Annotated in this window: 27 protein-coding genes; 20 read left to right on the forward strand and 7 right to left on the reverse strand. The window is 68.3% G+C overall.

Annotation, left to right across the window (positions count from 1 at the left end):
- Nucleotides 1-69 precede the first annotated feature (69 nt).
- On the reverse strand, nt 70-1,386 hold the full coding sequence (locus ACS5NL_RS02085) for a sigma-54 interaction domain-containing protein (RefSeq protein WP_439351913.1): 1,317 nt from the start codon (nt 1,384-1,386) through the stop codon (nt 70-72).
- Between the two features lie 158 nt (nt 1,387-1,544).
- On the opposite strand from ACS5NL_RS02085, the gene ACS5NL_RS02090 reads away from it, so the two are divergent.
- Both ACS5NL_RS02090 and ACS5NL_RS02095 read left to right on the forward strand, forming a co-directional pair.
- Nucleotides 1,545-2,222, forward strand: a complete 678-nt coding sequence (locus ACS5NL_RS02090; protein ID WP_439351915.1) for an MBL fold metallo-hydrolase — start codon at nt 1,545-1,547, stop codon at nt 2,220-2,222.
- Nucleotides 2,219-2,941 (forward strand): class I SAM-dependent methyltransferase, encoded by a 723-nt coding sequence (locus ACS5NL_RS02095; protein ID WP_439351917.1) that lies wholly within the window; start codon nt 2,219-2,221, stop codon nt 2,939-2,941. The genes ACS5NL_RS02090 and ACS5NL_RS02095 overlap by 4 nt, the downstream gene beginning before the upstream one ends.
- A gap of 15 nt (nt 2,942-2,956) precedes the next feature.
- Here ACS5NL_RS02095 and mnmA read toward each other — a convergent pair whose 3' ends face one another.
- From mnmA to ACS5NL_RS02110, 3 genes are all read right to left on the reverse strand, one after another.
- Nucleotides 2,957-4,081 (reverse strand): tRNA 2-thiouridine(34) synthase MnmA, encoded by a 1,125-nt coding sequence (mnmA, locus tag ACS5NL_RS02100; protein ID WP_439351919.1) that lies wholly within the window; start codon nt 4,079-4,081, stop codon nt 2,957-2,959.
- Nucleotides 4,082-4,168: 87 nt separating this feature from the next.
- On the reverse strand, nt 4,169-5,089 hold the full coding sequence (locus ACS5NL_RS02105; protein ID WP_439351920.1) for a hypothetical protein: 921 nt from the start codon (nt 5,087-5,089) through the stop codon (nt 4,169-4,171).
- Between the two features lie 98 nt (nt 5,090-5,187).
- Nucleotides 5,188-6,069 (reverse strand): LysR family transcriptional regulator, encoded by an 882-nt coding sequence (locus tag ACS5NL_RS02110; RefSeq protein WP_439351921.1) that lies wholly within the window; start codon nt 6,067-6,069, stop codon nt 5,188-5,190.
- Between the two features lie 185 nt (nt 6,070-6,254).
- Between ACS5NL_RS02110 and ACS5NL_RS02115 the strand changes: the two genes are divergently transcribed.
- The 12 genes from ACS5NL_RS02115 (at nt 6,255) to arfB (ending at nt 15,028) form a co-directional block, all read left to right on the forward strand.
- The gene (locus ACS5NL_RS02115; protein ID WP_439351923.1) at nt 6,255-6,887 is read left to right on the forward strand and encodes an NADPH-dependent F420 reductase; all 633 of its coding nucleotides are present in this window, start codon (nt 6,255-6,257) and stop codon (nt 6,885-6,887) included.
- A gap of 43 nt (nt 6,888-6,930) precedes the next feature.
- The gene (locus tag ACS5NL_RS02120) at nt 6,931-7,530 is read left to right on the forward strand and encodes an ester cyclase (protein WP_439351924.1); all 600 of its coding nucleotides are present in this window, start codon (nt 6,931-6,933) and stop codon (nt 7,528-7,530) included.
- A gap of 127 nt (nt 7,531-7,657) precedes the next feature.
- On the forward strand, nt 7,658-8,467 hold the full coding sequence (locus tag ACS5NL_RS02125) for a dioxygenase family protein (protein WP_439351926.1): 810 nt from the start codon (nt 7,658-7,660) through the stop codon (nt 8,465-8,467).
- A 2-nt stretch (nt 8,468-8,469) separates the two neighbouring features.
- Nucleotides 8,470-9,117 (forward strand): esterase, encoded by a 648-nt coding sequence (gene ypfH, locus ACS5NL_RS02130; RefSeq protein WP_439351927.1) that lies wholly within the window; start codon nt 8,470-8,472, stop codon nt 9,115-9,117.
- Entirely contained in the window at nt 9,114-9,578 is a 465-nt protein-coding gene (locus ACS5NL_RS02135) for a hypothetical protein (protein ID WP_439351929.1), read from the forward strand. The genes ypfH and ACS5NL_RS02135 overlap by 4 nt, the downstream gene beginning before the upstream one ends.
- Before the next feature lie 155 nt (nt 9,579-9,733).
- Nucleotides 9,734-10,798: an extracellular solute-binding protein gene (locus ACS5NL_RS02140; protein WP_439351930.1), complete on the forward strand. Its 1,065-nt coding sequence runs from the start codon at nt 9,734-9,736 to the stop codon at nt 10,796-10,798.
- 4 nt (nt 10,799-10,802) lie between these two features.
- Nucleotides 10,803-11,936 carry an ABC transporter ATP-binding protein gene (locus tag ACS5NL_RS02145; RefSeq protein ID WP_439351931.1) on the forward strand — a complete coding sequence of 378 codons (1,134 nt, stop codon included), beginning with the start codon at nt 10,803-10,805 and terminating at the stop codon, nt 11,934-11,936.
- A 4-nt stretch (nt 11,937-11,940) separates the two neighbouring features.
- Nucleotides 11,941-12,813, forward strand: coding sequence for an ABC transporter permease (locus tag ACS5NL_RS02150; RefSeq protein WP_439351933.1), 873 nt, complete (start codon nt 11,941-11,943; stop codon nt 12,811-12,813).
- Entirely contained in the window at nt 12,810-13,679 is an 870-nt protein-coding gene (locus tag ACS5NL_RS02155; protein ID WP_439351934.1) for an ABC transporter permease, read from the forward strand. The genes ACS5NL_RS02150 and ACS5NL_RS02155 overlap by 4 nt, the downstream gene beginning before the upstream one ends.
- 114 nt (nt 13,680-13,793) lie before the next feature.
- Nucleotides 13,794-14,045: a PepSY domain-containing protein gene (locus tag ACS5NL_RS02160; RefSeq protein ID WP_439351935.1), complete on the forward strand. Its 252-nt coding sequence runs from the start codon at nt 13,794-13,796 to the stop codon at nt 14,043-14,045.
- 13 nt (nt 14,046-14,058) lie between these two features.
- On the forward strand, nt 14,059-14,598 hold the full coding sequence (locus tag ACS5NL_RS02165; RefSeq protein WP_439351936.1) for a cytochrome b/b6 domain-containing protein: 540 nt from the start codon (nt 14,059-14,061) through the stop codon (nt 14,596-14,598).
- Nucleotides 14,599-14,626: 28 nt separating this feature from the next.
- Nucleotides 14,627-15,028: an alternative ribosome rescue aminoacyl-tRNA hydrolase ArfB gene (arfB, locus tag ACS5NL_RS02170; protein WP_439351937.1), complete on the forward strand. Its 402-nt coding sequence runs from the start codon at nt 14,627-14,629 to the stop codon at nt 15,026-15,028.
- A 12-nt stretch (nt 15,029-15,040) separates the two neighbouring features.
- Here arfB and ACS5NL_RS02175 read toward each other — a convergent pair whose 3' ends face one another.
- On the reverse strand, nt 15,041-15,523 hold the full coding sequence (locus ACS5NL_RS02175; RefSeq protein WP_439351938.1) for an NUDIX hydrolase: 483 nt from the start codon (nt 15,521-15,523) through the stop codon (nt 15,041-15,043).
- A 215-nt stretch (nt 15,524-15,738) separates the two neighbouring features.
- On the opposite strand from ACS5NL_RS02175, the gene ACS5NL_RS02180 reads away from it, so the two are divergent.
- From ACS5NL_RS02180 to ACS5NL_RS02205, 6 genes are all read left to right on the forward strand, one after another.
- Nucleotides 15,739-16,491: a hypothetical protein gene (locus ACS5NL_RS02180; protein WP_439351939.1), complete on the forward strand. Its 753-nt coding sequence runs from the start codon at nt 15,739-15,741 to the stop codon at nt 16,489-16,491.
- A 70-nt stretch (nt 16,492-16,561) separates the two neighbouring features.
- Nucleotides 16,562-18,196 (forward strand): Re/Si-specific NAD(P)(+) transhydrogenase subunit alpha, encoded by a 1,635-nt coding sequence (locus ACS5NL_RS02185; RefSeq protein ID WP_439351940.1) that lies wholly within the window; start codon nt 16,562-16,564, stop codon nt 18,194-18,196.
- 16 nt (nt 18,197-18,212) lie between these two features.
- Entirely contained in the window at nt 18,213-19,631 is a 1,419-nt protein-coding gene (gene pntB / locus ACS5NL_RS02190) for a Re/Si-specific NAD(P)(+) transhydrogenase subunit beta (protein WP_439351941.1), read from the forward strand.
- 249 nt (nt 19,632-19,880) lie between these two features.
- On the forward strand, nt 19,881-21,578 hold the full coding sequence (locus tag ACS5NL_RS02195; protein ID WP_439351942.1) for a long-chain-fatty-acid--CoA ligase: 1,698 nt from the start codon (nt 19,881-19,883) through the stop codon (nt 21,576-21,578).
- Between the two features lie 65 nt (nt 21,579-21,643).
- The gene (locus ACS5NL_RS02200; protein ID WP_439351943.1) at nt 21,644-22,393 is read left to right on the forward strand and encodes a 5'-methylthioadenosine/adenosylhomocysteine nucleosidase; all 750 of its coding nucleotides are present in this window, start codon (nt 21,644-21,646) and stop codon (nt 22,391-22,393) included.
- Nucleotides 22,390-23,067 carry a dihydrodipicolinate reductase gene (locus ACS5NL_RS02205; protein ID WP_439351944.1) on the forward strand — a complete coding sequence of 226 codons (678 nt, stop codon included), beginning with the start codon at nt 22,390-22,392 and terminating at the stop codon, nt 23,065-23,067. Before ACS5NL_RS02200 ends, ACS5NL_RS02205 begins: the two co-directional genes overlap by 4 nt.
- 6 nt (nt 23,068-23,073) lie before the next feature.
- On the opposite strand, the gene corA is transcribed toward ACS5NL_RS02205, so the two are convergent.
- Nucleotides 23,074-24,060, reverse strand: a complete 987-nt coding sequence (gene corA, locus ACS5NL_RS02210) for a magnesium/cobalt transporter CorA (protein ID WP_439351945.1) — start codon at nt 24,058-24,060, stop codon at nt 23,074-23,076.
- Nucleotides 24,061-24,236: 176 nt separating this feature from the next.
- Complete coding sequence (locus ACS5NL_RS02215; protein WP_439351946.1) at nt 24,237-25,505, reverse strand: patatin-like phospholipase family protein; 1,269 nt, start codon at nt 25,503-25,505, stop codon at nt 24,237-24,239.
- Nucleotides 25,506-25,546: the final 41 nt, after the last annotated feature.

A 25,546-nucleotide genomic window follows, 5' to 3' on the forward strand; every position in this document is an offset into this window, starting at 1 on the left:
AGGTTCATCGGACCACCCTCCGTGCTGCGCACTGCGGGGCTGAGCGCCTTGGGAACGGCCTGGCGGCGCTCATTCCAGGGACTTGAGCTTGCGGTAGAGCGAGCGTTCGCTGATGCCCAGCTGGGCCGCGAGCGCGGCGCGGTTGCCCCGGTGGGCCGCGACGATGGCGCGCAGCGCCTCGCGGCCGGCGGCACGCACCGTCTCGCCGGCCGAGGCCGTGTCGTGCGCCACCGGCGCCGGCGCGCCGCGCACCGGCAGGCGGCCGGTCGCGATCGCCTCGTCGACGTGCGCCGCCTCGATCACGTCGCCGTCGCAGAGCAGGGCGGTGCGTTCCAGCAGGTTGCGCAGTTCGCGCACATTGCCCGCGAAGGGCTGGGCGTCGAGCCGTGCCAGCGCCGCGGGCGAGATCACCAGCCGGCGCGGCGCCGCGACACGTTCGAGCAGGGCCGGCGCCAGCAAGGCCATGTCGCCGCGGCGCTCGCGCAGCGGCGGCAGCAGGATCGGGAAGGTCGAGAGCCGGTGGTACAGGTCTTCGCGGAACTTGCCCTCGGCGATCAGGCGGTCGAGGTCGCGGTGGGTGGCGGAGACCACGCGGATGTCGGCGTGGCGCAGTTCGGTGCTGCCCACGCGCCGGTAGGTGCCGGTCTCCAGCAGGCGCAGCAGCTTGACCTGCATCGGCAGCGGGATGTCGCCCACCTCGTCGAGGAACAGGGTGCCGCCGCTGGCCGCTTCGACCAGGCCGCCCTTGGCCGCGGTGGCGCCGGTGAAGGCGCCGCGCTCGTGACCGAACAGCTCCGACTCGAACAGGGTCTCGGGCAGGCTGGAGCAGTCGACCGCGACCAGCGGCTTGCCGGCGCGCGGGCTGGCCTCGTGCACGGCGCGCGCCACCAGCTCCTTGCCGGTGCCCGATTCGCCCAGCAGGAGCACCGTGGCGCGCGAGGGCGCGACCCGTGCCACCAGACCCAGCATGCGCTGGAAGGCCGGCGAGCGCCCGATCAGGCCCTGGCTGGCGGGCTGGCTCTGCGCGACCTTCAGCGGCTCCATCTTCTCGACGTAGAAGGCCGGCTGCCCGTCCGCGCCGGGCAGCGGCGAGAGTTCGATGTTCACGTACTCCTCGCCCTGGCGCGTGTGGTGCAGGTGCAGCACGCGCTCGCGCTGGCCCGAGATCTTCGACTGCGCCAGCGGGCAGGATTCGCCGGCCTGGTCGCAGGGCACGGAGAAGTGGTGCGAGACCTCGTAGCAATGCCGGCCGACGATGCTGCGATCGGGGCTGAACTGGCGCCGGTAGGCGGCGTTGGCGGCCAGGATGCGGTACTGCGCGTCGAACAGGATGTGCGGTTCGGGCAGGCCTTCGAGAAAGGCGGTGAGTTCGGGCAGGGGTTTCATCGGGGTACCCGGTGGGGTAGTGTTGCCTGACATTGTCTGCCAGATCTGGCGGACAGGCCATGGCCCGGCGCCCGGTGCGTGACAGGCTTCGACGGGCAAGTGCTTGTCGCCACGGGGTTTTTCCGGCCCGGCGGGGTGGCACGGTTCTTGGACAGCAGATGGCCGTGAACCTGTTCCGCATCCTTCATGACGAACGCCTGGGCGAGCTGAGCTACCTGCTGGCCGACCCGGTGGCGGGCGAGGCGGTGCTGATCGATCCGCACAGCCGCGACCTGCCGGTGCTGAGCGCGATGCTGGGCGAAAGCGGCCTGAGGCTGCGCTGGGTGCTGCGCACGCATGGGCACGATGGTGCGATGCCCGGCGAGTTCGACCGGCTGGCGGCGCTGCGGGTGCCGGTGGTGCAGGGGCTGGCGCGCGAGGGCGCCTGGCGGCCCGCGCCGGACGAACGCCTTCCCTTCGGCGGCGACAGCGTGCAGGTGCTGCAGACACCGGGCCACACCGCCCACTGCCTGAGCTTCGCCTGGCGCGACCGCGTGTTCTGCGGCGGCCTGCTGGCCGGGCTGACCTGTTCGCACCAGCCGCTGCCGGTCGACCCCGGTGCGATGTGGGACAGCGTGACGCAACGCCTGTTCACCCTGCCCGACGAGACCCTGCTGTTCAGCGCCCACGCGCGGCGCGCGCGCGCCGTCGGCACGGTGCTGGAGGCGCGCCGCTGGCACCCCTGGTTTGCCCGCCGCTCGCGCGACGGCTTCCTCTCGCACATCGCCCGTCTGCAAGAACGCGCCGATGCCGCCCGCTGGCCCTTGCCACCCCTGACCCCCGTGCCGACACCATGAGCCTTGCCGCCATCCCCCACCCCGATCACCTGCCGCTGGTGCGCGACGAACTGGACCTGCTGGCCGACCTGGTGCCGCTGGCCGGGCAGCGCATCCTGGAACCGGGCTGCGGCAATGCCCGGCTGGCGCGGACGCTGCTGGAGCGCTTTCCTGGCAGCGAGGTGGTGGGGCTGGAGGTGGATTCGGTGCAGCATGGCAAGAACCTCGCCGCACCACAGGATCGGCTGCTGTTTCTCGCCGCCAGTGCCGAAGCCGTGCCGTTTCCGCGCCGCAGCTTCGACGGCGCGCTGATGCTCAAGAGCCTGCACCATGTGCCCGTTCCGGCGATGGACGCGGCGCTGGCCGAGGTGGCGCGGGTGCTGCGGCCGGGCGGCTGGTTTTACGTGAGCGAGCCGATCTACGGTGGCACGCTCAACGACATCGTGCGCCTCTACAACGACGAGGGCGTGGTGCGCGCGGCGGCGCAGGCCGCGCTGGACCGTGCGCTGGCTGCCGGCAGGGACTGGCTGGCGGTGGAGGAACGCTGCTTCGCCCAGGTGGTGCGCTTCGCCGACTGGCCCGACTTCGCCCGGCGCATGCTCTATCCGAGCTTCGTCGAGCTGCAGATCACACCCGCCATCGAGGCGCGTGTGAAGACGGCCTTCGAGGCGCAGTGCGGGCCGGAAGGGGTGCGTTTCATGCGCCCGATGCACGCGCGCCTGCTGCGCCGCAAGCCCTGACGCCGGGCGCGCGGATCAGGCCGGCGCGTTGGCCGCCTCGGTGTGGATCACGCCACCGCCCAGGCAGACCTCGCCGTCGTACAGCACCGCGCTCTGGCCCGGCGTCACCGCCCATTGCGGCTCGTCAAAGCGCAGCGTGAAGGCGCCGTCCTCGCCCTGGAAGGCGCAGCCGGCGTCGGCCTGGCGGTAACGGGTCTTGGCCGCGATGTGGCTGTCGGCCGGGGCGTGGCCCGCGACCCAGCTCAGGTCCTCGGCGCGCAGGCTGGGCGCCAGCAGCCAGGGATGGTCGTGGCCCTGCACGACCCAGAGGATGTTTTTCTCCACGTCCTTGCGCGCGACGAACCAGGGCGCGTGTTCCGCGCCGCCCTTCTGCGCGCCCTTGGCTTTCACGCCGCCGATGCCCAGGCCCTGGCGCTGCCCCAGCGTGTAGAACGACAGGCCCACGTGCTGGCCAATCGTGCGACCCGTCGGGTCCTTGATCGGCCCCGGTTCCTTGCTGATGTAGCGGTTGAGGAAGTCGCGGAACGGCCGTTCGCCGATGAAGCAGATGCCCGTGCTGTCCTTCTTCTTGGCGTTCGGCAGCTGGATTTCGGCCGCGATGCGGCGCACCTCGGTCTTGGGCAACTCGCCGACCGGGAACAGCGTCTTGGAGAGCTGCGCCTGGTTCAGCCGGTGCAGGAAATAGCTCTGGTCCTTCAGCGGGTCCAGGCCCTTGAGCAGTTCGTGTTTGCCGGTCGCTGCGTTCAGCCGCACGCGGGCGTAGTGGCCGGTCGCGATCTTCTCGGCCCCCAGGCGCATCGCGTGGTCGAGGAAGGCCTTGAACTTGATCTCGGCGTTGCAGAGGATGTCGGGGTTGGGCGTGCGGCCGGCCGAGTATTCGCGCAGGAACTCGGCGAACACGCGGTCCTTGTATTCAGCGGCGAAGTTGACGTGTTCGATGTCGATGCCCAGCACATCGGCCACCGAGGCGGCGTCGAGAAAGTCCTGCCGCGTCGAGCAGTATTCGTCGTCGTCGTCGTCTTCCCAGTTCTTCATGAAGATGCCGATGACTTCGTGGCCCTGCTGTTTGAGCAGGTACGCGCTCACCGCGGAGTCCACGCCCCCGCTCAAACCGACCACCACACGTTGCTTGTTCGCCATCCGGCGATTATCCCGCGCGGGCCTGACCACGCTGCTGCGGACAGGGCTTGACCCCGTGGAGTGTCCGCGCGTTGTCTGCCGTTGGCGCTACTCCGCGGTGAAGGTCTTGGTTTTGGTCTCGGTGCTGCCGTCCGAGGCAACCGTTGTTTGGGTGTTGGTGAGGCGGGTGGGCCAGCCAGACCGGAGGTCCATCACGAACTCGTCGGTGATATGGCCGGACATCGGGAGCCCGCCGGCGAAGGCTTCGCCTGGCATGCCGGTCGGCTTGCCACTGAAGTCCTCTGCAGCCTTGATCTGGTAGGACTGGTCCCATTGGATGGTCGCCAGACCCTTGTCGTTGTCCAAGGACTTCAGCGTGGCCCGTGTCTGGCCCTGGAACTGCAACCCAGGCGCTGCCTCCCTGGTAGGCACTGAGATCTCGATCGGTTCATCGGCGGAATAGTCCAAACCCAGAGGCTGAAACAGCAGCCCGATGTCTCGCAGGACGGTGGCCTTGATGTCTTCTTCTGTCGATAACCGCTGCTTGAGGTGAGCGACTGCCTGGTCGATCATCGGGTCAGGCCCATGCCGCTTTTGCAGGTGATCAGACAGCAGCTCAAGCGCCTTTAGGCCTTCGGTGCGAAGGTCTTCCCAGTTGCGAACGCGCTGGACCTCCCCGTCCGGGCTCACCTCCAGCAGGGCAAGCTTCGTTGTCGAAAGACCATTTCCCGCGATGAACTTCTCGGACTCGATGTCTTGGTCGGGAAACATCGGCTCTTCCACCCGCAGCAGGAAGCCGTTGTCCGAGGCCTCCGCAACACGGATGAGCACCTTGCTGTGGTCTGTGAACACCTTGCCTTGTTTGGCTCGGGTCTTCGTGATGGCGTAGCTCACCTGTGAGCCCGCTGCCCAATGGGGGCGCAGGTTGACTTGTGCATCTGCTGCCTGGGTCGCCGACGCCAACACCGTCAGGCCGACGCCTGCCAGAACTCTGGAGAGGTACGCAAAGGTGCGCGGTGTGGTTGCCATGTGCGATCCCTGAAATTTTTTAAGTTGGAGGCGAGCCGTTGAGGGCTCGCGGTTTGCATTCGCCATTCTGCTGCAGCGCAGACCGGCTGCTTTGTCGTTCACACCGGCCAGAGGGGTGTCTCGAACGACGCCACGAGAAAGTCGATCAGCCGCCGCACCTTGGGAGCGACGTGCTTGCGTGTGGGGTAGACCGCGTGGATGCCGATGTCGAGCGAGCGGAACTGCGGCATCAGCTCCACCAGCGTGCCGGCCGCGATGTCGGGGCCGACCAGGAAGTCCGGCTGCAGGATGACGCCCTGGCCCGCCAGCGCGCCGCTGCGGCAGGTTTCGCCGCTGTTGCTGCGAAAGCGCGGGTTGACGTTGACCACCACCTCGCCCTCGGCACCGGTGAAGCGCCAGTGGTCACCGGTCGAGAGCAGGGTGTAGGTCAGCACCGCGTGCCGGGCCAGCTCGGCCGGGTGCTGCGGTGTGCCGTGCCGCGCCAGGTAGGCGGGCGACGCGCACAGGACCAGGCGGCTGCGGGCCAGCGGCCGGCTGACCAGCGACGAGGCCTGCAGCAGCCCGATGCGCACCGCCAGATCGAAGCCTTCTTCCACCAGGTCCACCGCACGGTCGGACAGCGACACCTCCAGCGACACCCGCGGGTGCTGCGCCATGAACACCGGCCACAGTGGCGCCAGGTGCCGCTCGCCAAAGGTGACCGGCACGCTGAGCTTGAGCAGGCCGGTGGCCTCGCCGCTGCGCGAGCTGACCTCGGCCTCGGCTTCGTCCACCTGCGCCAGCAGCTCCTTGCAGCGCGCGTGGAACACCTCGCCGTCGCCGGTGAGCGAGAGCCGGCGCGTCGTGCGCTGCAGCAGGCGCACGCCCAGCCGGGCTTCGAGTTCGTTCACATGGCGCGAGACCGCGGGCTTGGACATGGCCAGCGCATCGGCCGCGCCGACGAAGCTGCCTGCGTCCACCACGGCGGCGAAGGTGCGCATTTCCAGGAATTTGTCCACGGCAGGCCTCGGTGGGGGGTGTGGGTAATTTGTTCCGAATATCGGAACAGTCAATGACGATGAAGGCAGTTTATCTGCTGATGGTTGATCAATAAAGTACCACCCATGCCCTGCAACACCGCGGGGCCCCACCCCGGGCCAGATGGCCCACAGCCAAGGAAATCGCTATGAAAACCCTCGTCATCGGTGCCGGCAACATGGGCTCGGCCTTCGTCAAACAACTGGCCGCCGCCGGCCACAGCGTCAGCGTCACCGCCCGCGATGCCGTCAAGGCCGCCGCGCTGGCCGCGCAGTTCCCCGGCGTGCGCGCCGTCGCCCCGGCCGGTGCCGCGGCCGACGCCGACGTGGTGGTCCTCGCCACCGGTTACGCCGACGCCGTGGCCGCGCTGCAGGGCGTGGGCGGCCTGGCCGGCAAGGTGGTGGTCGACATCACCAACCCGCTGACCGCCGACTACATGGGCCTGACCCTGGGCCACAGCACCTCGGCCGCCGAAGAGATCGCCCAGGCCGTGCCCGACGCGCTGGTCGTCAAGGCCTTCAACACCTTGTTCGCGCAGGTGCTGTCGTCTGGCGCCGACTTCGGCCACGGCCAGACCGCCAGTGTCTTCGTCGCCAGCGACAGCGCGCCCGCCAAGGCGGCCGTCACCACGCTGGCCCAGAGCCTGGGCTTCGCCACGGTGGACGCCGGCGGCCTGAAGAACGCGCGCTACCTGGAGCCGCTGGCCGGTTTGAACATCTACCTGGGCTACGGCGCCGGCCTGGGCACGTCCATCGCGCCCACCTGGATCCACAAGGTCTGAACGCAGACCAACACCCTCTTCGTTCCCTCACTGAAAGCCCATCATGAACACCCGTTTCACCACCACCGTCGCTGCCGTCCTGCTCGCCTTGTCAGCCACCGGCGCGGCGCAGGCCGAAACCCCCAAGGCCCACGCCCACAAGGCCGCCGCCCCCAGCCCCGCCATGGTCCCCGCCCTGCTGGCCGAACTGGCGAAGTACCAGGCCGACGAGAAGCGCATCGCCCAGAACCTGCAGACCTTTGACAACCTCGACTTCGACGTCTTCACGAACCAGAAGTGGGACCGCCTGCACGAGAGCCACGCCAAGGACATCGTGGTGCACTGGCCCGACGGCCACAGCACGACCGGCATCGACGTGCACATCGCCGACCTCAAGGCCATGTTCGTCTACGCGCCCGACACGCGCATCCAGACCCACCCGGTCAAGTTCGGCCAGGGCGAATGGACCGGCGTCATTGGTGTGATGGAAGGCACTTTCACGAAACCGATGCCCATCGGCGAAGGCCAGTTCATCCAGCCCACCGGCAAGGCCTTCAAGCTGACCATGGCCACCATCGGCCACTGGAAGGGCACGAGCATGGACGCCGAGTACCTGTTCTGGGACAACGCCACCTTCATGAAGCAGCTCGGCCTGGGCCAGTGACGCCCTGACCCGTCAAGGAATTTGACCGCGGCGACCGTGCGTTTCGAACGGTCGCCGCCGGTCCCGCTCTTACAGTTTGTGGAGCAGGCGGCCCACGCCGCCGTTCACGCCTTTCAAGGAATCCACCATGTCTTCCCGCTGGCCCTCCCTGTTCATTTCCCACGGATCGCCGATGTTCGCGCTCGAGCCCGGCCTGGCCGGTCCGGCGCTGACCGCGCTGGGCCAGACGCTGCCGCGTCCGAAGGCGGTGCTGGTGGTGTCGCCGCACTGGATGACGCGCGAGCCGCGCGTGGCGACCACGCCGCGCCCGCAGACCATCCACGATTTCGGCGGCTTCCCGCCCGCGCTCTATCAGCTGAGCTACCCCGCGCCCGGTGCGCCCGACGTGGCGCAGCGCGCGATCGAGGTGCTGCGCGCCGCCGGCTACGCGGCCGAGGCCGATGCGCAATGGGGTCTGGACCACGGCGCCTGGGTGCCTCTGATGCACCTGTTCCCCGGCGCCGACATTCCGGTGTTCCAGGTCTCGCTGCCGGCGCGCCTGGACGGTGCCAAGGCCTATGCCTATGGCCAGGCGCTGGCGCCGCTGGCCGACGAAGGCGTGCTGGTGATCGGCTCGGGCAGCCTGACGCACAACCTGTACGAAGTGCGCTTCGACGACCCCGACGCGCCGGCCGACGACTACGCCGTCGAGTTCGCGCACTGGGTCGGCAACGCCGTCACCAGCCGCGACCACGCGCGCCTGCAGCAGACCATGGCGGTCGCGCCGCACGCGCAGCGCGCCCACCCGACGGCCGAACACCTTTGGCCGCTGATGGTGGCGGCCGGGGTGGCCGGCGATGAAGCCCCGGGTGTGCGCATCGATGGCGGCATCACGCACGGCGTGCTGTCGATGGATGCGTACCGCTTCGGCGTGGTTCCCGAGACGGTGGAGGCCTGAACATGGACACCCGCACCGAAGCGCCCGCGGGCGACATCGTCCTGCACCGGCCCACGGCGCCCGCGCGCCAGCTGGTGCTGCTGTTCCACGGCGTGGGCGCCAGTCCCGAAGGCTTCCAGGCGCTGGGCCCGGCGCTGGCCCGCGACGACCGCTGGGTGGTCGCGGTGCGCTCGCCGTTCGCCTCCGACTTCGGCGCGGGCTGGCAGTGGTTCTCGGTGCAGGGCGTGACCGAGGCCAACCGCGCCGGCCGCATCGCCGAGGTCATGCCGCGCTTTGCCGGGACCGTGCAGCGCTGGCAGGCGCACACCGGCCTCACGCCGGCGCAGACCGTGCTGGCGGGCTTCTCGCAGGGCGCGATCATGTCGCTCGAATCGACGCAGGTGGGCGAGCCGCTGGCCGCGCGCGTGGTGGCCATGTCGGGCCGCTTTGCGGAGCCGCCGCGGCAGGCGCCCGCCGGTGTCGTCTGGCGCTTCATCCACGGCGACCAGGACCCGGTGATCGACGCCGCGCACAGCACGCAGGCCGCGGCACAGCTGCAGGCGCTGGGCGGCGACGCGCACGCCGACCTGCTGCCCGGCCTGGGCCACGGCATCGACCAGCGTGCGCTGGCCCTGCTGGTCGCGGCGCTGGACCAGGGGCCTGGGACATGAACACGCCCACGCCACCGGCCACGCTGCGCCTGTCGGTCGGCCCGCGCCAGACCCTGGCCGAGTGGGGCGACGACGGCCGCCGCAGCCTGCCCGTGGGCACGGCCGTGCTCTGGCCGGCGAGCGCGGCCGGTCCGTCGGCGATCGCGATCGAGAACGCGATCCAGGTGGTGGAAGACCAGATCGAGGGCCTGGTGCCGCGCGTGCCCCGGGGCGGCCGGCTGGTGGTGAGCGCCGACACCCTGGCGCCGCTGCAACGCGGTGGTGCCATTGCCGGGCTGGCGCAAGGGGCCATTGCGCTGTCCCAGATCGAGCGCGAGTACCAGTCGCTGGCCGCGCGGGCGGTCGGTGCGCCCTCGGCGCGCGGCAGCGGCTTCGACGACCCTGCGGGAGACGCGGTGGTGCTGATCTTGCGCGAGGTGATGCACCACCTGGGCTTCGACGCGCTGCACGCCGCAGCCTGAGCGCGTCGCACCGGCGTCGCCGGTGTCACGGGACTTTCACGGTATTGACTTATGCTGGGCTTTGCCGGATTCTGCGTCTGGCTGTTCCCCCGCCGGCCGCACCGCGGCAACGGCTGTTCCACCCAAGTCATCCCTTCTCTGAAAGCGAAACTCCCATGAAGAGCAAGATCTCCCGCGTGGCCCTGGCCGCGCTGATGCTGGTTGCCGGTGCTGCCCATGCCGAAGACAAAGTCCTGCGTCTGCTGACCTGGGCCGACTACGCGCCCAAGGACGTGGTGGAACAGTTCACCAAGGAGACCGGCATCAAGGTCGAGATCACGCTCTCGAACAACGAAGAGATGATTTCCAAGCTGCGCGCCACCGCCGGCGCCGGCTTCGACCTGGCCCAGCCCAGCCAGGACCGCATCGCCGGCCCGCAGACCGAGTTCGGCATCTACAAGCCGATGGACCTCACCAAGATCAAGGGCGAGCAGTTCATCCCCTCGATGCTCGAGGCCACGCGCATCAACACCACCGTCGCCGGCAAGGTCTACGCCGTGCCGCACATCTGGGGCACCGACGGTCTGGTGATCAACACCAAGACCTCCAAGGCCACCGACTACACCGACCTGTGCGCGGCCGACAACGCCGGCAAGGTGTCCATGCGCCTGAAGCGCCCGACCCTGATCGCGTTCGCCTTCGCGTCCGGCAAGAACCCGTTTGCGCTCTACAGCGACGCCAAGGCCTACGGCGCCCTGATGGACGAGGTCGGCAAGACGCTGACCGAATGCAAGAAGAACGTGAAGTTCTTCTGGGACGGCAAGGACCAGCTGCTGGCCGGCATGCGCGCGGGCGAGCTGACCACCGCCATGATGTGGGACACCGGCGGCTGGGGTCTGAACAAGACCCACCCGGACATCAAGTTCATCGCACCCAAGTCCGGCGCGCTGGGCTGGGTCGATACCTTCGCCATTCCCGCGAAGGGCAAGAACGACGAGGCGGCCTACGCCTGGATCAACTTCAACATGCGCCCCGAGATCGCCGCCAAGGTGGCGACCGCCGCCGGCAACTTCACGGCCGCCAAGGGCGGTGACGCCGGCATGGACCCGGTGCTCAAGAAGCAGTTCGCCGACAGCTTCCCCGAAGCCGCGCTGAAGAACATCAAGTGGTACCCGGCCGTGCCCGCCGGCATCGAGGACATCGAAGGCCGCGTGCTCGACCGCGTCAAGGCCGCCAAGTAAGCCGATGCCAGCCGCTCCCGCCGTGACCGCTTCGCAGGCGGACCGCGCGGGCGCCTTCGATCTCGAGATCCAGACCGTCCGCAAGCGCTACGGCGCTTTTGCGGCGGTCGACGACCTGAGCTTCGGCGTCCGCCAGGGGTCTTTCTTCTCCATCCTCGGGCCCTCGGGCTGCGGCAAGACCACGCTGCTGCGCATGATCGCGGGCTTCATCGAGCCCGACGCCGGCGACATCCGCATCAAGGGCGCATCGATGAATGGCGTGCCGCCCAACAAGCGGCCGGTGAACATGGTGTTCCAGCACCTGGCGCTGTTCCCGATGATGACGGTGGGCGAGAACATCGCCTATGGCCTGGAGCGGCGCGGCGTGAAGGGTCCGGCCGCGAAGGCCAAGGTGACCGACATGCTGCGGCGTGTCGGCCTGCCGGGCAGCGAAGGCAAGCGCATCGACCAGCTCTCGGGCGGGCAGAAGCAGCGCGTGGCGATCGCGCGCTCGCTGGTGCTCGAACCCGCGCTGCTGCTGCTGGACGAGCCGTTGGGCGCGCTGGACCTGAAGCTGCGCGAGCACATGAAGGTCGAGCTCAAGCAGTTGCAGGCCGAGGTCGGCACCACCTTCGTCTACATCACGCACGACCAGTCGGAAGCGCTGGTCATGTCGGACCAGGTCGCGGTGATGAACCACGGGCGCTTCGAGCAGCTCGGTTCGCCGCAGGACCTGTACTACCAACCCAAGACCGCCTTCGTCGCGGGCTTCGTCGGCAACAACAACCGCTTCGAAGGCCGCATCGAGTCGCGCAACGGCGAGCAGGTGCTGCTGCGCACGGCCGGTGGCCTGGGCCTGTGGTCGCAGCGCGTGGGCGCGGTCGACGTGGGGCAGGAGGCGCTGCTGTTCATCCGCCCCGAGGCGATCGAGATCGGGCGCAGCGCGCGCGAATTGCCGGCGGGCGAGCCGGCCTGGACCGCGACGGTGCAGAGCGTGCTGTTCGATGGCGGCAATTCCACCGTGCAGGTGCGCGAAGACAAGAGCGCCACCGCGCTGCAGATCGCGCTGCCGCTGACCGGGCGCCTGGCCGACCTGCGCCATGGCGAGACGGTGTGTTTCTCCTACCAGCCTGCGCAGGCCTGGTGTTTTGCGGCCTGAGCCGATGAACGACATCGCGACCCACCGCCGCTGGATGCTCGCGCTGCTGCTGGCGCCGGCCCTGCTCTGGCTGGGCGGTCTGGTGGTGCTGCCGCACGTCGAGCTGGCCCTGCTGTCGCTGCAGGCGCGCGTGGGCCCCGGCGAATACGCGTTCAGCCTGAACCAGTTTCGCACCTTCGTCGACGAACCGCTGTACTGGAACACCTTCGTGCGCACGGCGGTGATGTCGGTGCTGGCGACGGTGTTCACGCTGCTGCTGGCCTTTCCCGCCGCCTGGTACATCGCCAAGGTCGCCAAGGGGCGGCTGAAGATGGTGATGCTGGTGCTGTGCCTGCTGCCGTTCTGGGTCAGCGAGATGGTGCGCACCCTGGGCTGGCTGATCCTGCTGCGCGAGACCGGCGTGGTTTCGCGCCTGCTGCAGGCCACGGGCCTGGCGAACCAGCCGGTCGAGTTGCTGTACCACGACGCCACCATCCTGGTGGGCCTGGTCTACGCCTCGCTGCTGTTCATGGTGATCCCGCTGGTGAACAGCCTGGAGAGCCTGGACGACAGCCTGATCGAGGCCGCCTACGACCTGGGCGGCAGCACCGCCAACATCGTGCGCCGCATCGTGATCCCGCACGCCGCGCCGGGCATCGCCGCCGGCTCGATCGTGGTCTTCATGCTCTGCCTGGGCAACTACCTCACGCCCACGCTGCTGGGCGGCAAGGACTCGCTCTGGTTCACCGAGCAGATCTACACCCAGTTCATCACCCGCTTCAACTGGAACCAGGGCGCGGCCTTCGGCTTCCTGCTGCTGTTCCTCTCCAGCCTGCTGGTGTGGGCGGGTCTCCAACTCACTGGTCAGCGCTTCGGTGCGGTGATGAAAGCATCATGATTCCGAGCCTTCCCCGCCCTGCGGTCCAGCGCTTCGGCCTCGGCGCCTTCGTGGGCGTGTTCTTCGTCTTCCTGTTCGTGCCGCTGGTGGTGGTCGCGGTGTTCGCGTTCAACAACGCCGACTACCCGACGCCGCCCTGGATGGGCTTCACGCTCGACTGGTTCACCGCAGGAGGAGGGAAACGCACCGGCCTGCTGCACGACGCCGAGCTGATCAAGGCGATCGGCGTGAGCGCCTGGGTGGCGGTCTGGGTGACCTTGCTGTCGGTGCTGGTCGGCACCTGCAACGCCTTCCTGCTGGAGCGCTTCGAGTTCCCCGGCAAGAGCGCGGTGGCACTGCTGAGCATGGTGCCGCTGGTGATCCCGGGCGTGATCCTGGGCATCTCCATCCTGGCCTTTGCCAGCCGCATCGCCAACTTCGCCGACGCGACCTGGGGGCTTGAACTCGACTTCCTGCGGCCCGGCCTGCCGCTGGTGATCCTGGGGCAGTTCTGCTACATCGTGACCATCGCGACGCTGACGGTGTCGGCCAGCCTGCGCCGCTTCGACCGCACGCTCGAGGAGGCCGCCTTCAACCTCGGCGCCAGCCGCGCCGCGGTGCTGTGGACCATCACGCTGCCTTACCTGCGCCCGAGCATGGTCGGTGCCGCGGCGATGGCCTTCCTGATGTCGTTCGAGAACTTCAACACCACGCTGATGCTGGTCGGCTCCGACGCGCCGCTGACGGTGCTGATGTACGGCCGCATGCGCGAGGGCGCGACGCCGGTGCTCAACGCGGTCAGTCTGTTCCTGATGGTGGCCTCGGCCCTGCTGGCGGTGCTGCTGATGTGGCGCAGCGGTCGCGAGGGCCGGCCTGAGACGGCCTGAAGGCGTCTTCACAGAAGGAAACAACTTCACACAGGCCGCTTAAGGTCCATTTCATGTGGGCCCCGTTCAATACATCCACCAGCAGTTGCTGGGATGTCATTGAAAGGGATATTCATGAAGTCGATCGTTGTTTCCGCCGCTCTCCTGGCCGTCGCCGGCATGGCTTTTGCCGAACCTTCCTGCAACGTGCCCAAGGAAAAGTGGATGCCCGAAGCCCAGTTCAAGAAGCAGGTTGAAGAACAGGGCTACAAGATCAAGACCTTCAAGGTCAACAAGGGCAACTGCTACGAGGTGTATGGCGAGAAGGACGGCAAGAAGGTGGAGCACTGGTTCTCCCCCGACACCGGCGCCCAGGTGACGAAGTAAGTCTCGCACGCCGATGAGCCCCGTGTCTTCGAACGAAACCAGCCGCCCGGTCTGGGACCGGTTTGTCCGGGCCTTCCACTGGACCCTGGTGAGCTGCGTGCTGCTCAACTATTTCGTGCTTGAAGAGGGCGATCCGCCCCACGAGTGGGCCGGCTATCTGGCCGCCGCATTCGTGGTTGCGCGGGTCGTCTGGGGCTTCATCGGTTCGCGCCATGCGCGCTTTTCCGATTTTTTCCCGACGCCTTCGCGCCTGCGGCATCACTTGCAGGCCATGCGGTCGGGCCGTCCGGATCACCACTGGGGCCACAACCCGCTGGGTGCCCTGATGATGTTCCTGCTCATGGGCCTGGTGATCGCCCTGGGCGTCACCGGCTGGATGCAGGGCACCGATGCCTACTTCGGTGAAGAGTGGTTGCAGGAGCTGCACGAGGTGCTGGCCCATGCGCTGCTGATCTCGGCCGGCCTGCACGCCGCCTCCGCCATCGTCATGGGGCGCATCGAGCGCACCCGGCTGGTCAAGGCCATGGTGACCGGCACCAAAGAACGCTATTGATCTACGGCGTGGCACACTGCCGCGCACCATGCTCCGCATCGATCCCGCCGACGTCGAGTTCACCGCCATCCGTGCGCAGGGGGCGGGCGGCCAGAACGTCAACAAAGTCTCCAACGCCGTGCACCTGCGGTTCGCGGTGCACGCCTCGTCGTTGCCGGAGCTGGTCAAGCAGCGTCTGCTGGCCACCAGCGATCAGCGCATCACGACCGAGGGCGTGATCGTCATCAAGGCGCAGACCAGCCGCAGCCTGGAGCAGAACAAGGCCGAGGCGCTGGCGCGGCTGCAGGCCATGGTCGATGCGGCGGCCACCGTGCCGGTCACCCGCAAGCCCACCAAACCCACCCGCGCGTCGAAAGAGCGGCGGCTGCAGGCCAAGTCCGGCCGCTCGACCGTCAAGCAGCTGCGGGGTTCGGTGCGTGGTCTCGACTGAGCCCGCCAGCGCTCAGCGCGCCTGGTAGATCGACAGGTCGGTGGTGACCGCGTCCAGCGGCAGGCGCCGGCCGGCCAGGTGGTCCTCGATGCAGCGCAGCACCAGCGGGCTGCGGTGGCGGTCGGCGCTCGCGCGCAGCTCGTCGGGCGTCATCCACAGCGTGCGCACGATGCCGGTGTCGAGCGTCCGGTCCGGATCGAAGGCGCCCAGTTCACCGCAGAACGCAAAGCGCAGGTAGGTGATGTCCTCGGCCGTGCTTGCGCGCTGGAAGCGCGAGAGGTAGATGCCGACCAGGGCGGTCGGCGTGAACGCGTGCGCCGTTTCTTCCAGTGTCTCGCGCGCCACACCCTGCTCGGGGCTTTCGCCCGGATCGAGGTGGCCGGCCGGGTTGTTCAGGCGCAGGCCCTCGGGCGTTTCTTCCTCGACCAGCAGATAGCGCCCGTCGCGCTCGATGATCGCGGCCACGGTGACGCTGGGTTTCCATCGGGTGTTCATGGGCCGATTATCCCGGCGGGTGTTCCGGCTTGTTCCTTGACGCGGGAGGTCTTGCCGCATGATGAAATTCCGACGCATATGGGGGGCCGCCGAGGCCGCTGGAGCCGGTGCAAACCCTTGTGTGACATGGGTTTGTGCCCGGAAGGGGCACGAAGGCCGTCGGTTAAGCTGGCGCGCTACCCGCCGGTCCGATGGCGAGGAGGGATCAACAGAACATGAATCAACAACGACGAATGGCCGGATGGACGGTCAAGACACTGGTGGGATGCTGGGCGGTTCTGGGGGCGCTGACCGCCCAGGCCGCCGGCTTTTCGGTGGGTCGGGTGGACATCGAGTTCGCCGACGGGGGCTGGAAAGAGCTGTCCTTGCCGGACCAGGAGGTCGCTTTTGGTGGCGACAAGTCGGGCGCCCTGGGCGTCGAGTCCAAGCTGTACCTGCGCGGCGCACCCGATGGCGATGACCAGATCCTGGTGATCGTGGGCGCCCATTCCGAAGGCATGGGTGGTGGCCGCGCGGCCCGCATGACCTACTCGCCCCAGTGCCGCTCGGATGAGCAGAACTACCGCGAGGGCAACGAAGGATTCCGGGAGTCGTTCGCGCAATGTCTGACGGTCACCCCGCCTTACTACAGCGAAGGCGTGTTCAAGGCCCTGGCGCCCGAGGTCCTGGCCTTGCAGGCGTCGGGCGTGGTGTCGGCCCGGCGCCCCGTCTACACGGTGTGGAGCCGCCATGCCATCTCCACCGGCTCGTTCGTGGACGTGCGCGTGTTCGTGATCTCGCCCATCGGCGTCGACAAGGCCGCTGTGGAGGACCCGCTGCCCAAGGGGGTGCTGCCCGAGCATGTGGTCTGGGGCCGGCAGCTCAAGGATGCGGTCAAGAGCAGCGTGTATTCGCTGTCCGGCCGTCTCGTGGTGCCACCGATCCGGCTGAAATCACCGGCGTCCGGTGCCGCGGGCGGTGGCGGCTGAGCGGCCGACGCCGAGCATCCGCCCCACGCCCTCCATTCCGTTTTCAACATCCTGCATCGAGGACCTCTCCATGACTTCTGGCGCATCGACCGAAACCGCGGCAGCCAGCGCAGCCGCCCCGACGCCGCAGCGCATCGGCGTGCCGCGCGAAATCTTCCCCGGCGAAAAACGCGTGGCCACCGTGCCCGACGTGGTGGCCAAGCTGGTCAAGCTGGGCTTTGCCGTGGTGGTGGAGCGCGGCGCGGGCGAACTGGCGCAGCTCGGCGATGACGATTACCGCGAGGCCGGCGCCAGCATCGCCGGCTCGGCCGCGGAACTCTGGAACAGCGCTGACATCGTCTTCAAGGTGCGCCCGCCCACGCCGGACGAGGTGGCGCTGATGCACGCGGGCCAGACGCTGATCGGCTTCATCTGGCCGGCCCAGAACCCGGACCTGATGCAGCAGCTGGCCGCGAAGAAGGTGACGGCGCTGTCGATCGACGCACTGCCGCGCACGCTCAGCCGCGCGCAGAAGATGGACGCGCTGACTTCGATGGCCGGCGTCAGCGGCTACCGCGCGGTGGTCGAGGCGGCCAACGCCTTCGGCCGCTTCTTCAACGGCCAGATCACGGCCGCGGGCAAGGTGCCGCCGGCCAAGGTGTTCATCGCCGGCGCCGGTGTGGCCGGTCTGGCCGCCATCGGCGCGGCCGCCAGCCTGGGCGCCATCGTGCGCGCCAACGACACGCGCGCCGAGGTGGCCGACCAGGTGGTCTCGCTGGGTGGCGAATTCGTCAAGGTGGACTACGAGGAAGAAGGCTCGGGCGGCGGCGGTTACGCCAAGGTCATGAGCGAAGGCTTCCAGCAGGCCCAGCGCGAGATGTACGCCAAGCAGGCGCGCGAGGTGGACATCATCATCACCACCGCCCTGATCCCCGGCAAGCCCGCGCCCAAGCTGATCACCGCCGAGATGGTGAAGAGCATGAAGCCCGGCAGCGTGATCGTCGACATGGCGGCCGAGCAGGGCGGCAACTGCGAACTGACCGTGCCCGGCGAGGCGGTGGTGCGGCACGGCGTGACCATCGTCGGCTACACCGACCTGGCTTCGCGCATGGCCCGCCAGTCGTCCACGCTGTACGGCACCAACCTGTTCCGCCTGACCGAGGAGCTGTGCAAGACCAAGGACGGCGTGATCAACGTCAACATGCAGGACGACGCGATCCGTGGCCTGACCGTGGTCAAGGACGGTGAAATCACCTGGCCCGCGCCCGCGCTGGTCGCCGCGCCCAAGCCGCCACCCAAGCCCGCCGTGGCGGCCGCGCCCAAGGCGTCGGCCCACGGCCCCGGCGAACCGATGTCGGCCAAGACCCTGGCCATCGTGTTCGGCGTCGGTGCGGTGCTGTTCGCGCTGGTCGGCCTGTACGCGCCGGCGGCCTTCCTGTCGCACTTCACCGTCTTCGTGCTGGCCTGCTTCATCGGCTACATGGTGGTGTGGAACGTCACGCCCTCGCTGCACACGCCGCTGATGAGCGTGACCAACGCCATCTCGTCGATCATCGCGATCGGCGCGCTGATCCAGGTCGCGCCACCGCTGGACGCGGCCGGTGTCGCCGACCGGCCCAACAGCCTGATCCTGGGCTGTGCCGTGGTCGCCCTGGTGCTCACCGCCGTCAACATGTTCGGCGGCTTCGCCGTCACCCGCCGCATGCTGGCGATGTTCCGCAAATAAGAAGAGGACGAACCCCATGACCTCCAGCCTGGCCACCGTGTCCTACATCGGCGCGACCATCCTGTTCATCCTCAGCCTGGGCGGCCTGTCCAACCCCGAGACGGCCCGGCGCGGCAACCTGTTCGGCATGGTCGGCATGGCCATCGCCGTGCTCGCCACCGTGCTCGGCCCGCGCGTCACGCCGGCCGGCATTCCCTACATCGTCGGCGCCCTCGTGCTCGGCGGCGCCATCGGCCTCTTCGCCGCGAAGAAGGTGCAGATGACGCAGATGCCCGAGCTGGTCGCGCTGATGCACAGCCTGGTCGGCCTGGCGGCCTGCCTGGTGGGCTTTGCCAGCTACGTCGACACCTCGACCGTCTTTCCCTCCGAAGCCGAGAAGGCCATCCACGAGGTGGAGATCTACATCGGCATCCTGATCGGCGCGGTCACTTTCTCGGGCTCGCTGATCGCATTCGGCAAGCTCTCGGGCCGCATCGGCGGCAAGCCGCTGCTGCTGCCGGGTCGCCACTTCCTCAACCTCGCCGGCCTGCTGGTCGTGCTCTGGTTCGGCCGCGCCTTCCTGCACGCGCCGGACATCCAGGCCGGCATGACGCCGCTGATCGTGATGACCGTGATCGCGCTCCTGTTCGGCGTCCACATGGTGATGGCCATCGGCGGTGCCGACATGCCGGTGGTGGTCTCGATGCTCAACAGCTACTCGGGCTGGGCCGCCGCGGCCACCGGCTTCATGCTCAGCAACGACCTGCTGATCGTGGTCGGCGCGCTGGTGGGCTCGTCGGGTGCCATCCTCAGCTACATCATGTGCCGCGCGATGAACCGCAACTTCCTCAGCGTGATCGCCGGTGGCTTCGGCGGCGGTGCGCCGGCACCCAAGGCGGCAGCTGGCGCTGCGGCCGAACCGCAGGGCGAGGTCTCGCCGATCGGCGCGGTCGAGACCGCCGAGCTGCTGCGCGAGTCCAAGAGCGTGATCATCGTGCCGGGCTACGGCATGGCGGTGGCCCAGGCCCAGCACACAGTGTTCGAGATCACCAAGCTGCTGCGCGAGAAGGGCGTGAACGTGCGCTTCGGCATCCACCCGGTGGCTGGCCGCATGCCGGGCCACATGAACGTGCTGCTGGCCGAGGCCAAGGTGCCCTACGACGTGGTGCTGGAGATGGACGAGATCAACGAGGACTTCCCGGAGACCGACGTCACCATGGTCATCGGCGCGAACGACATCGTGAACCCCGCCGCGCAGGACGACCCGACCAGCCCGATCGCCGGCATGCCGGTGCTCGAAGTCTGGAAGGCCCGCACCAGCATCGTCATGAAGCGCTCCATGGCCAGCGGCTACGCCGGCGTTGACAACCCGCTGTTCTACAAAGAGAACAACCGCATGCTGTTCGGCGACGCCAAGAAGATGCTGGACGAAGTGCTGGGCGCCTTGCGGGGCTGAGCACGCGCCGATCCGGGGACCGGGCCGCCGTCCGATCCGGTTTCCGATGCAAGGCCCGGCCCGTCCGGGCCTTGTCGTTTGCGGGACTCCTGTTCCCGCCGCTGAGTCACTTTTGATAGCGGTCAAGTCTCGGAAAATGCGGGACCAGCGCCATGCGTCAGAATCGCGTCAGGGAAAACACGCGCTCCGCTTCGGAGCCGGAACGGGAGAATGCACGATGCACCACCACCAGATCCTGGAGACCCTTTCATGACTGTATCGACCCAGGCGTCCGCCGCTCGTCCCTGGCTGGGGGCGTACCCGGAAGGCGTGCCGGCCGACATCGATGTCGAGCAATACCCTTCGCTGGTGCACCTGCTGGAGGAGAGCTTCCAGAAGCACGCGGCCCAGGCGGCCTACAGCTTCATGGGCAAGGACGTGAGCTACGCCCAGGTCGACAGCCTGTCGCAGGCGTTCGCCGCCTATCTGCAGGGCCTGGGCCTGGTCAAGGGCGACCGCGTGGCGATCATGATGCCCAACGTGCCGCAGTACCCGGTGGCGGTCGCGGGCATCCTGCGCGCCGGCTTCGTGGTGGTGAATGTCAACCCGCTCTACACCGCGCGCGAGCTGGAGCACCAGCTCAAGGACTCGGGCGCCAAGGCCATCGTCATCATCGAGAACTTCGCCTCGACGCTGGAGCAGTGCATCGGCGCGACACCGGTCAAGCACGTGGTGCTGGCGGCCATGGGCGACCTGCTGGGCCTGATCAAGGGCGGCATCGTCAATTACGTGGTGCGCAACGTCAAGAAGATGGTGCCGGCCTTCGACCTGCCGCAGGCGGTGCGCTTCAACGAGGCGATTGCGCGGGGCACGCGCGGCAGCCTCAAGCGGCCCGACATCCGGCCCGACGATGTGGCCGTGCTGCAGTACACCGGCGGGACCACGGGCGTGTCCAAGGGCGCGGTGCTGCTGCACCGCAATGTGCTGGCCAACGTGCTGCAGTCCGAGGCCTGGAACGCGCCGGTGATGAGCAAGGTGCCGGCCGGCGAGCAGCCCACCAGCGTCTGTGCCCTGCCGCTGTATCACATCTTCGCGTTCACCGTGAACATGATGCTGGGCATGCGCACCGGCGGCAAAGTGATCCTGATCCCCAACCCGCGCGACCTGCCGGCGGTGCTCAAGGAGCTCTCCAGACACACCTTCCACAGCTTCCCGGCGGTGAACACGCTGTTCAACGGCCTGGCCAACCACCCCGACTTCGGCACCGTCAACTGGCGCAACCTCAAGGTCTCGGTCGGCGGTGGCATGGCGGTGCAGGGCGCGGTCGCCAGGCTGTGGCTGGAGAAGACCGGCTGCCCGATCTGCGAAGGCTATGGCCTGTCGGAGACCAGCCCGTCGGCCACCTGCAACCCGGTGACCAACACGGAGTTCACCGGCACCATCGGTGTGCCGCTGCCCAACACCTGGCTCAAGTGCCTGGACGACGAGGGCCACGAAGTGCCGCAGGGCCAGCCGGGTGAAATCGCGATCCAGGGCCCGCAGGTCATGGCCGGCTACTGGCAGCGGCCCGACGAGACCGCCAAGGTCATGACCGCCGACGGCTTCTTCAAGACCGGCGACATCGGCATCATGGATGCGCGCGGCTACTTCAAGATCGTGGACCGCAAGAAGGACATGGTGCTGGTCAGCGGCTTCAACGTCTACCCGAACGAGATCGAGGACGTCGTGGTGCAGCTGCCGGGCGTGATGGAGTGCGCCGTGGTCGGCGTGCCCGACGAGAAGTCCGGCGAGGCGGTCAAGCTGGTGATCGTGAAGAAGGACCCGTCGCTGACCGAAGCGCAGGTGCGCGACTTCTGCAAGGCCAACCTGACCGGCTACAAGCAGCCCAAGCTGGTCGAGTTCCGCGAAGAGATGCCCAAGACACCGGTGGGCAAGATCCTGCGCAGGGAACTGCGCGACAAGAAGTAGCCACGTCGGCTGCGACACAATGACGGGGCGGCTTCGGCCGCCTTTGTCATTTCCGGAGCCCTCGCATGACCAGAACCGCCATCGTCGCCGCCCTGCGCGACGAACTCGCCAGCGTGCTGGCGCTGATGCCCGACGAGCAGAAGCAGGTGGTCGGCGGGCGCGAGTTCTGGGTCGGTCATCTGCACGGTCAGGACGTGGTCGCGGTGCTCTCGGGCATCGGCAAGGTGGCGGCCGCCACGACCGCGGCGCTGCTGATCGAACGCTTTGGCGTGCAACGCATCGTCTTCACCGGCGTGGCCGGTGGCCTGGGGCCGGGCGTGAAGGTCGGCGACGTGGTGCTGGCGCGTGGCTTCCTGCAGCACGACATGGACGCCTCGCCACTGTTCCCGCGCCACGAGGTGCCGGGTTACGGCCGTGCGCGGTTCGAGGCCGATGCTGCGCTGGCCGACGCGCTGGAGCTGGCCTGCGAGCGCATGCTGCACAGCCTGCCGCAGCAACTGGACGCCACCACCGTCGAGGCCTTCGGTCTGCAGGCACCGAAGCTGCACCAGGGCCTGCTCATCAGCGGCGACCGCTTCGTCGCCACCACCGCCGAGAGCCAGACCCTGCAGCGCGAGTTGCCGGACGCGCTGGCGGTGGAGATGGAAGGCGCGGCCTTCGCGCAGGTCTGCCACGACTTCGATGTGCCGCTGGCGGTCGTGCGCACGATCTCCGACCGCGCCGACGACGCGGCGCATGTGGACTTCCCGCGCTTTCTGCGTGAGGTCGCCAGCCGCTACAGTGCGGCGCTGATGGACACCCTGTTGCGCGCATGAATCCTCCGCATCTCCTGATCGCCGGCACCGGAAAGCTGGCGCGTGAACTGCTGACCAGTCTGGCGCCGCAGGCGCAAGCGTGGAGCGACCGCGACGCCCTGAGTGCGCCGGTGGCGCAGGCGGTGGTGCACGCCGGCTCGGGGCGCGAGCTGCCGGAGATCCTCCGGTTCTGCCGCGAGCGCTCGGTTCCGTTGGTCGAACTGTCCACCGGGACGGACGTGGCCCGTCTGGCCCAGGGCGTGCCGGTGGTGGTGTGCGCCAACGCCAACCTGCTGATGCTCAAGTTCATGGCCATGCTCAGCCGCAGCGGGCCCTGGTTTCGCCACGAATCCGTCCGCCTGACCGAATCGCACCAGGCCGGCAAGACCTCGGTGCCAGGGACCGCGGTCGCCATGGCCGCGTCGCTGGGCCTGTCGCCGCAGGCCATCGTCTCGGTCCGCGATCCCGGGCAGCAGTCGCTGGCGCTGGGCATTCCCGCTGAAGACCTGGGCCGCCACGCCTTTCACCGCATCGAGATCGGCGAGGGCGATTGCCGCCTGCGGCTGGAGACCCTGGTGACGGGCGCTTCACCCTATGCCGACGGCGTCCGGCGCATCGTCGAGGCGACGCTGGCCCATCCGCTGGAGCCGCGCTGCCACGATGTGGTGGAGTTCATCGAAAACGGCTGGCTGTAGCCGGCCTCACTTCAACCAGCCGCGCTTCCTGAAGTACAGCATCGGCACCACGGCCGACAGCACCATCAGCCCCAGCGCGAACGGGTAGCCCCATTTCTGGCTCAGCTCGGGCATGTACTGGAAGTTCATGCCGTAGAGGCTGGCGATCAGGGTGGGTGGCAGCAGCGCGACGCTGGCCACCGAGAAGATCTTGATGATCTTGTTCTGGTTGATGTTGATGAAACCGACCGTGGCGTCCATCAAGAAGTTGATCTTGTCGAACAGGAAGGCGGTGTGGCCGTCCAGCGAGTCGAGGTCGCGCAGGATCTGTCGCGCGTCCTCGAACTGCTCGGCATTCAGCATGCGGCTGCGCATCAGGAAGCTCACGGCCCGGCGCGTGTCCATCACGTTGCGGCGGATGCGGCCGCTCATGTCCTCGTGGCGCGCGATCGCGGCCAGCACTTCGCCGGCCTTGTTGTCGGTCACATCGCCGGCGAGCACCTGGCGGCTGACCTGTTCGAGGTCGTCGTAGATGTCTTCGAGCGTGTCGGCGCAGTATTCGGCGTCGGCGTCGAACAGCATCAGCAGCACGTCCTTGGCGTTCTCGATCAGGCCGGGCATGCGGCGCGCGCGCATGCGCAGCAGGCGGAACACCGGCACGTCCTCGTCGTGGATCGAGAACAGCACGCCCTGGCTCTTGAGTTCGGCGTTGTGCTCGTTGAGGATGAAGGCCACACGGATCGCGCGCGGGTCTTCGTCGTCGTCGATCAGGAAGTCGGAACGGATGTGCAGCTCGCCGTTGTCTTCCTCGAAGAAGCGGGCCGATTCCTCGATGTCCTCGTCCATCGCGTCTTCCGGGATGGACAGGCCGAAGTGCTGCTTGACCCAGCGCCGCTCTTCCGGCGTGGGGTTTTCGAGGTCGACCCAGATGGGCTTGAAGCGGGTCAGCTCTTCGAGCGACTCGATTTCTTCCTGGAACAGGCGGCCGTTGGCCAGGGTGAAGACGTTGAGCATGGGGGCTCCCGGACGGGGTCTGGCGGGGCCGGGCACCGTGGTGCACCGGCGGGCGGATCGGGCGGCGCTTTCAGCCGGCCGGCCGCCTGGGCATCAGACGAACGCGGGGAGGGCTGAAAGCACACAACTGGGAGGTGTGCTTTCCATGAGAGGCTCTCGAAATCGGGAAGCGCCAATTATGGCACCGCGTCGTGTCGGGGCTTCGTGTTGTCCGCGGTGAAAAAGGCCTTCAGTTCGGCCTGTCGGCGCCAGGCGTCGTGCTCGCCCAGCTCCATCAGGGCGTTGACGAAGGGCGGTTCGAACATCAGGTAGCTGGCCAGCGAGGCCGCGCTGCCGGCGGCGCCGTGTCCGGTGTCCAGCGCGCCCAGGCCGATCAGGGTGTTGCGGGTCGGCGCGGGCAGGCAGGCGATGTGTTTGCGGGTGAGTTCGTCGAGCGAGAAGCTGGGTTGCAGCGCGAGCACCTGCACCGGGCGGTAGGGCAGCGCGGCGGCCAGTTCGGGGGGCAACTGGGCCACGGTCTGGCTCACGCGCTGGGTCTGCTCGACGTCGGCCATCAGGGTGTCGTGGAACACACTGGCCATGGCGTGGCCGGCAATCGTGCCGGCGGTGGGCTCCTCGGCCATGCGGGCCGCCATGCCCGAACGCTGCGGCTGGCCGACGCCAATCGTCAGGATGCGCCGGGCGCCGAACTGGATCGCTGGCGACAGCGGCGAGAGCTGGCGCATCGAGCCATCGCCGAAATGCTCGCGGTGGCCGTCGACCCAGAGCGGCACGGCCGGGAACAGGAAGGGAATGGCGCTGGAGGCCATCAGGTGTTCGATGGTGATCGGCTGGAAGTCGGCGCGCCGGCCCGGGCGGTGCCAGGGTGTCATCGGCGAGCCCGGCCGGACCTGGCAGAAGGTCCAGTGTTCGCCGGTGGAATAGCTGGACGCCGTCACACCCAGCGTCTCGATGTGGCGCTCGGCCAGGTTGCGCTCCAGCGCGCGCAGGTCGATCGCCTGGTGCAGCGTGGCCACCAGCGGCAGGGTGTCGAGCAGGGCGCGGTGGCGGCGCACCTGGCGCGCCAGCGTGAGACCGGCGAACAGGCGGCTGGCGCGCACCCAGCGTGGCGCTTCGAGGTGGTAGACCTTGCGGGAACTCAGCGTGCTCCAGAACGCGGTCAGGTCGTGGAAGGCCATCAGGCCCTGGTTGGCGTGGCTGGCCAGAAAGGCCGCATTGAGGGCGCCGGCGGAGGTGCCCAGCAGCCAGCGGAACGGGAAGGCCGGTCCGGGCACCTTGCCCTCGGCGCGCCAGTGCAGATGCATCATGGCCAGCGCCTTGAGCACGCCGGCCTGGTAGGCGGTGCGGGCGCCGCCGCCCATGAGCACCAGTGCACAGCCACCCGGGTCGGGCGGTGCCTGGGCCGGGCTCATGAGGTTGTGGGTGATCAGCGTATCGAGGGACACCGTGCCGCGATCATGGCACAGGGATTGAGCGGTCTGATGGG

The sequence above is a fragment of the Hydrogenophaga sedimenti genome (assembly GCF_051857515.1).
Classification (GTDB): domain Bacteria; phylum Pseudomonadota; class Gammaproteobacteria; order Burkholderiales; family Burkholderiaceae_C; genus Hydrogenophaga.

What these genes read in the sequence shown, in the direction of transcription:
- ACS5NL_RS02085 (WP_439351913.1), bottom strand. Translation starts at nt 1,386, where the DNA reads ATGAAACCCCTGCCCGAACTCACCGCCTTTCTCGAAGGCCTGCCCGAA.
- ACS5NL_RS02090 (WP_439351915.1), top strand. Translation starts at nt 1,545, where the DNA reads ATGGCCGTGAACCTGTTCCGCATCCTTCATGACGAACGCCTGGGCGAG.
- ACS5NL_RS02095 (WP_439351917.1), top strand. Translation starts at nt 2,219, where the DNA reads ATGAGCCTTGCCGCCATCCCCCACCCCGATCACCTGCCGCTGGTGCGC.
- mnmA (WP_439351919.1), bottom strand. Translation starts at nt 4,081, where the DNA reads ATGGCGAACAAGCAACGTGTGGTGGTCGGTTTGAGCGGGGGCGTGGAC.
- ACS5NL_RS02105 (WP_439351920.1), bottom strand. Translation starts at nt 5,089, where the DNA reads ATGGCAACCACACCGCGCACCTTTGCGTACCTCTCCAGAGTTCTGGCA.
- ACS5NL_RS02110 (WP_439351921.1), bottom strand. Translation starts at nt 6,069, where the DNA reads ATGCGCACCTTCGCCGCCGTGGTGGACGCAGGCAGCTTCGTCGGCGCG.
- ACS5NL_RS02115 (WP_439351923.1), top strand. Translation starts at nt 6,255, where the DNA reads ATGAAAACCCTCGTCATCGGTGCCGGCAACATGGGCTCGGCCTTCGTC.
- ACS5NL_RS02120 (WP_439351924.1), top strand. Translation starts at nt 6,931, where the DNA reads ATGAACACCCGTTTCACCACCACCGTCGCTGCCGTCCTGCTCGCCTTG.
- ACS5NL_RS02125 (WP_439351926.1), top strand. Translation starts at nt 7,658, where the DNA reads ATGTCTTCCCGCTGGCCCTCCCTGTTCATTTCCCACGGATCGCCGATG.
- ypfH (WP_439351927.1), top strand. Translation starts at nt 8,470, where the DNA reads ATGGACACCCGCACCGAAGCGCCCGCGGGCGACATCGTCCTGCACCGG.
- ACS5NL_RS02135 (WP_439351929.1), top strand. Translation starts at nt 9,114, where the DNA reads ATGAACACGCCCACGCCACCGGCCACGCTGCGCCTGTCGGTCGGCCCG.
- ACS5NL_RS02140 (WP_439351930.1), top strand. Translation starts at nt 9,734, where the DNA reads ATGAAGAGCAAGATCTCCCGCGTGGCCCTGGCCGCGCTGATGCTGGTT.
- ACS5NL_RS02145 (WP_439351931.1), top strand. Translation starts at nt 10,803, where the DNA reads ATGCCAGCCGCTCCCGCCGTGACCGCTTCGCAGGCGGACCGCGCGGGC.
- ACS5NL_RS02150 (WP_439351933.1), top strand. Translation starts at nt 11,941, where the DNA reads ATGAACGACATCGCGACCCACCGCCGCTGGATGCTCGCGCTGCTGCTG.
- ACS5NL_RS02155 (WP_439351934.1), top strand. Translation starts at nt 12,810, where the DNA reads ATGATTCCGAGCCTTCCCCGCCCTGCGGTCCAGCGCTTCGGCCTCGGC.
- ACS5NL_RS02160 (WP_439351935.1), top strand. Translation starts at nt 13,794, where the DNA reads ATGAAGTCGATCGTTGTTTCCGCCGCTCTCCTGGCCGTCGCCGGCATG.
- ACS5NL_RS02165 (WP_439351936.1), top strand. Translation starts at nt 14,059, where the DNA reads ATGAGCCCCGTGTCTTCGAACGAAACCAGCCGCCCGGTCTGGGACCGG.
- arfB (WP_439351937.1), top strand. Translation starts at nt 14,627, where the DNA reads ATGCTCCGCATCGATCCCGCCGACGTCGAGTTCACCGCCATCCGTGCG.
- ACS5NL_RS02175 (WP_439351938.1), bottom strand. Translation starts at nt 15,523, where the DNA reads ATGAACACCCGATGGAAACCCAGCGTCACCGTGGCCGCGATCATCGAG.
- ACS5NL_RS02180 (WP_439351939.1), top strand. Translation starts at nt 15,739, where the DNA reads ATGAATCAACAACGACGAATGGCCGGATGGACGGTCAAGACACTGGTG.
- ACS5NL_RS02185 (WP_439351940.1), top strand. Translation starts at nt 16,562, where the DNA reads ATGACTTCTGGCGCATCGACCGAAACCGCGGCAGCCAGCGCAGCCGCC.
- pntB (WP_439351941.1), top strand. Translation starts at nt 18,213, where the DNA reads ATGACCTCCAGCCTGGCCACCGTGTCCTACATCGGCGCGACCATCCTG.
- ACS5NL_RS02195 (WP_439351942.1), top strand. Translation starts at nt 19,881, where the DNA reads ATGACTGTATCGACCCAGGCGTCCGCCGCTCGTCCCTGGCTGGGGGCG.
- ACS5NL_RS02200 (WP_439351943.1), top strand. Translation starts at nt 21,644, where the DNA reads ATGACCAGAACCGCCATCGTCGCCGCCCTGCGCGACGAACTCGCCAGC.
- ACS5NL_RS02205 (WP_439351944.1), top strand. Translation starts at nt 22,390, where the DNA reads ATGAATCCTCCGCATCTCCTGATCGCCGGCACCGGAAAGCTGGCGCGT.
- corA (WP_439351945.1), bottom strand. Translation starts at nt 24,060, where the DNA reads ATGCTCAACGTCTTCACCCTGGCCAACGGCCGCCTGTTCCAGGAAGAA.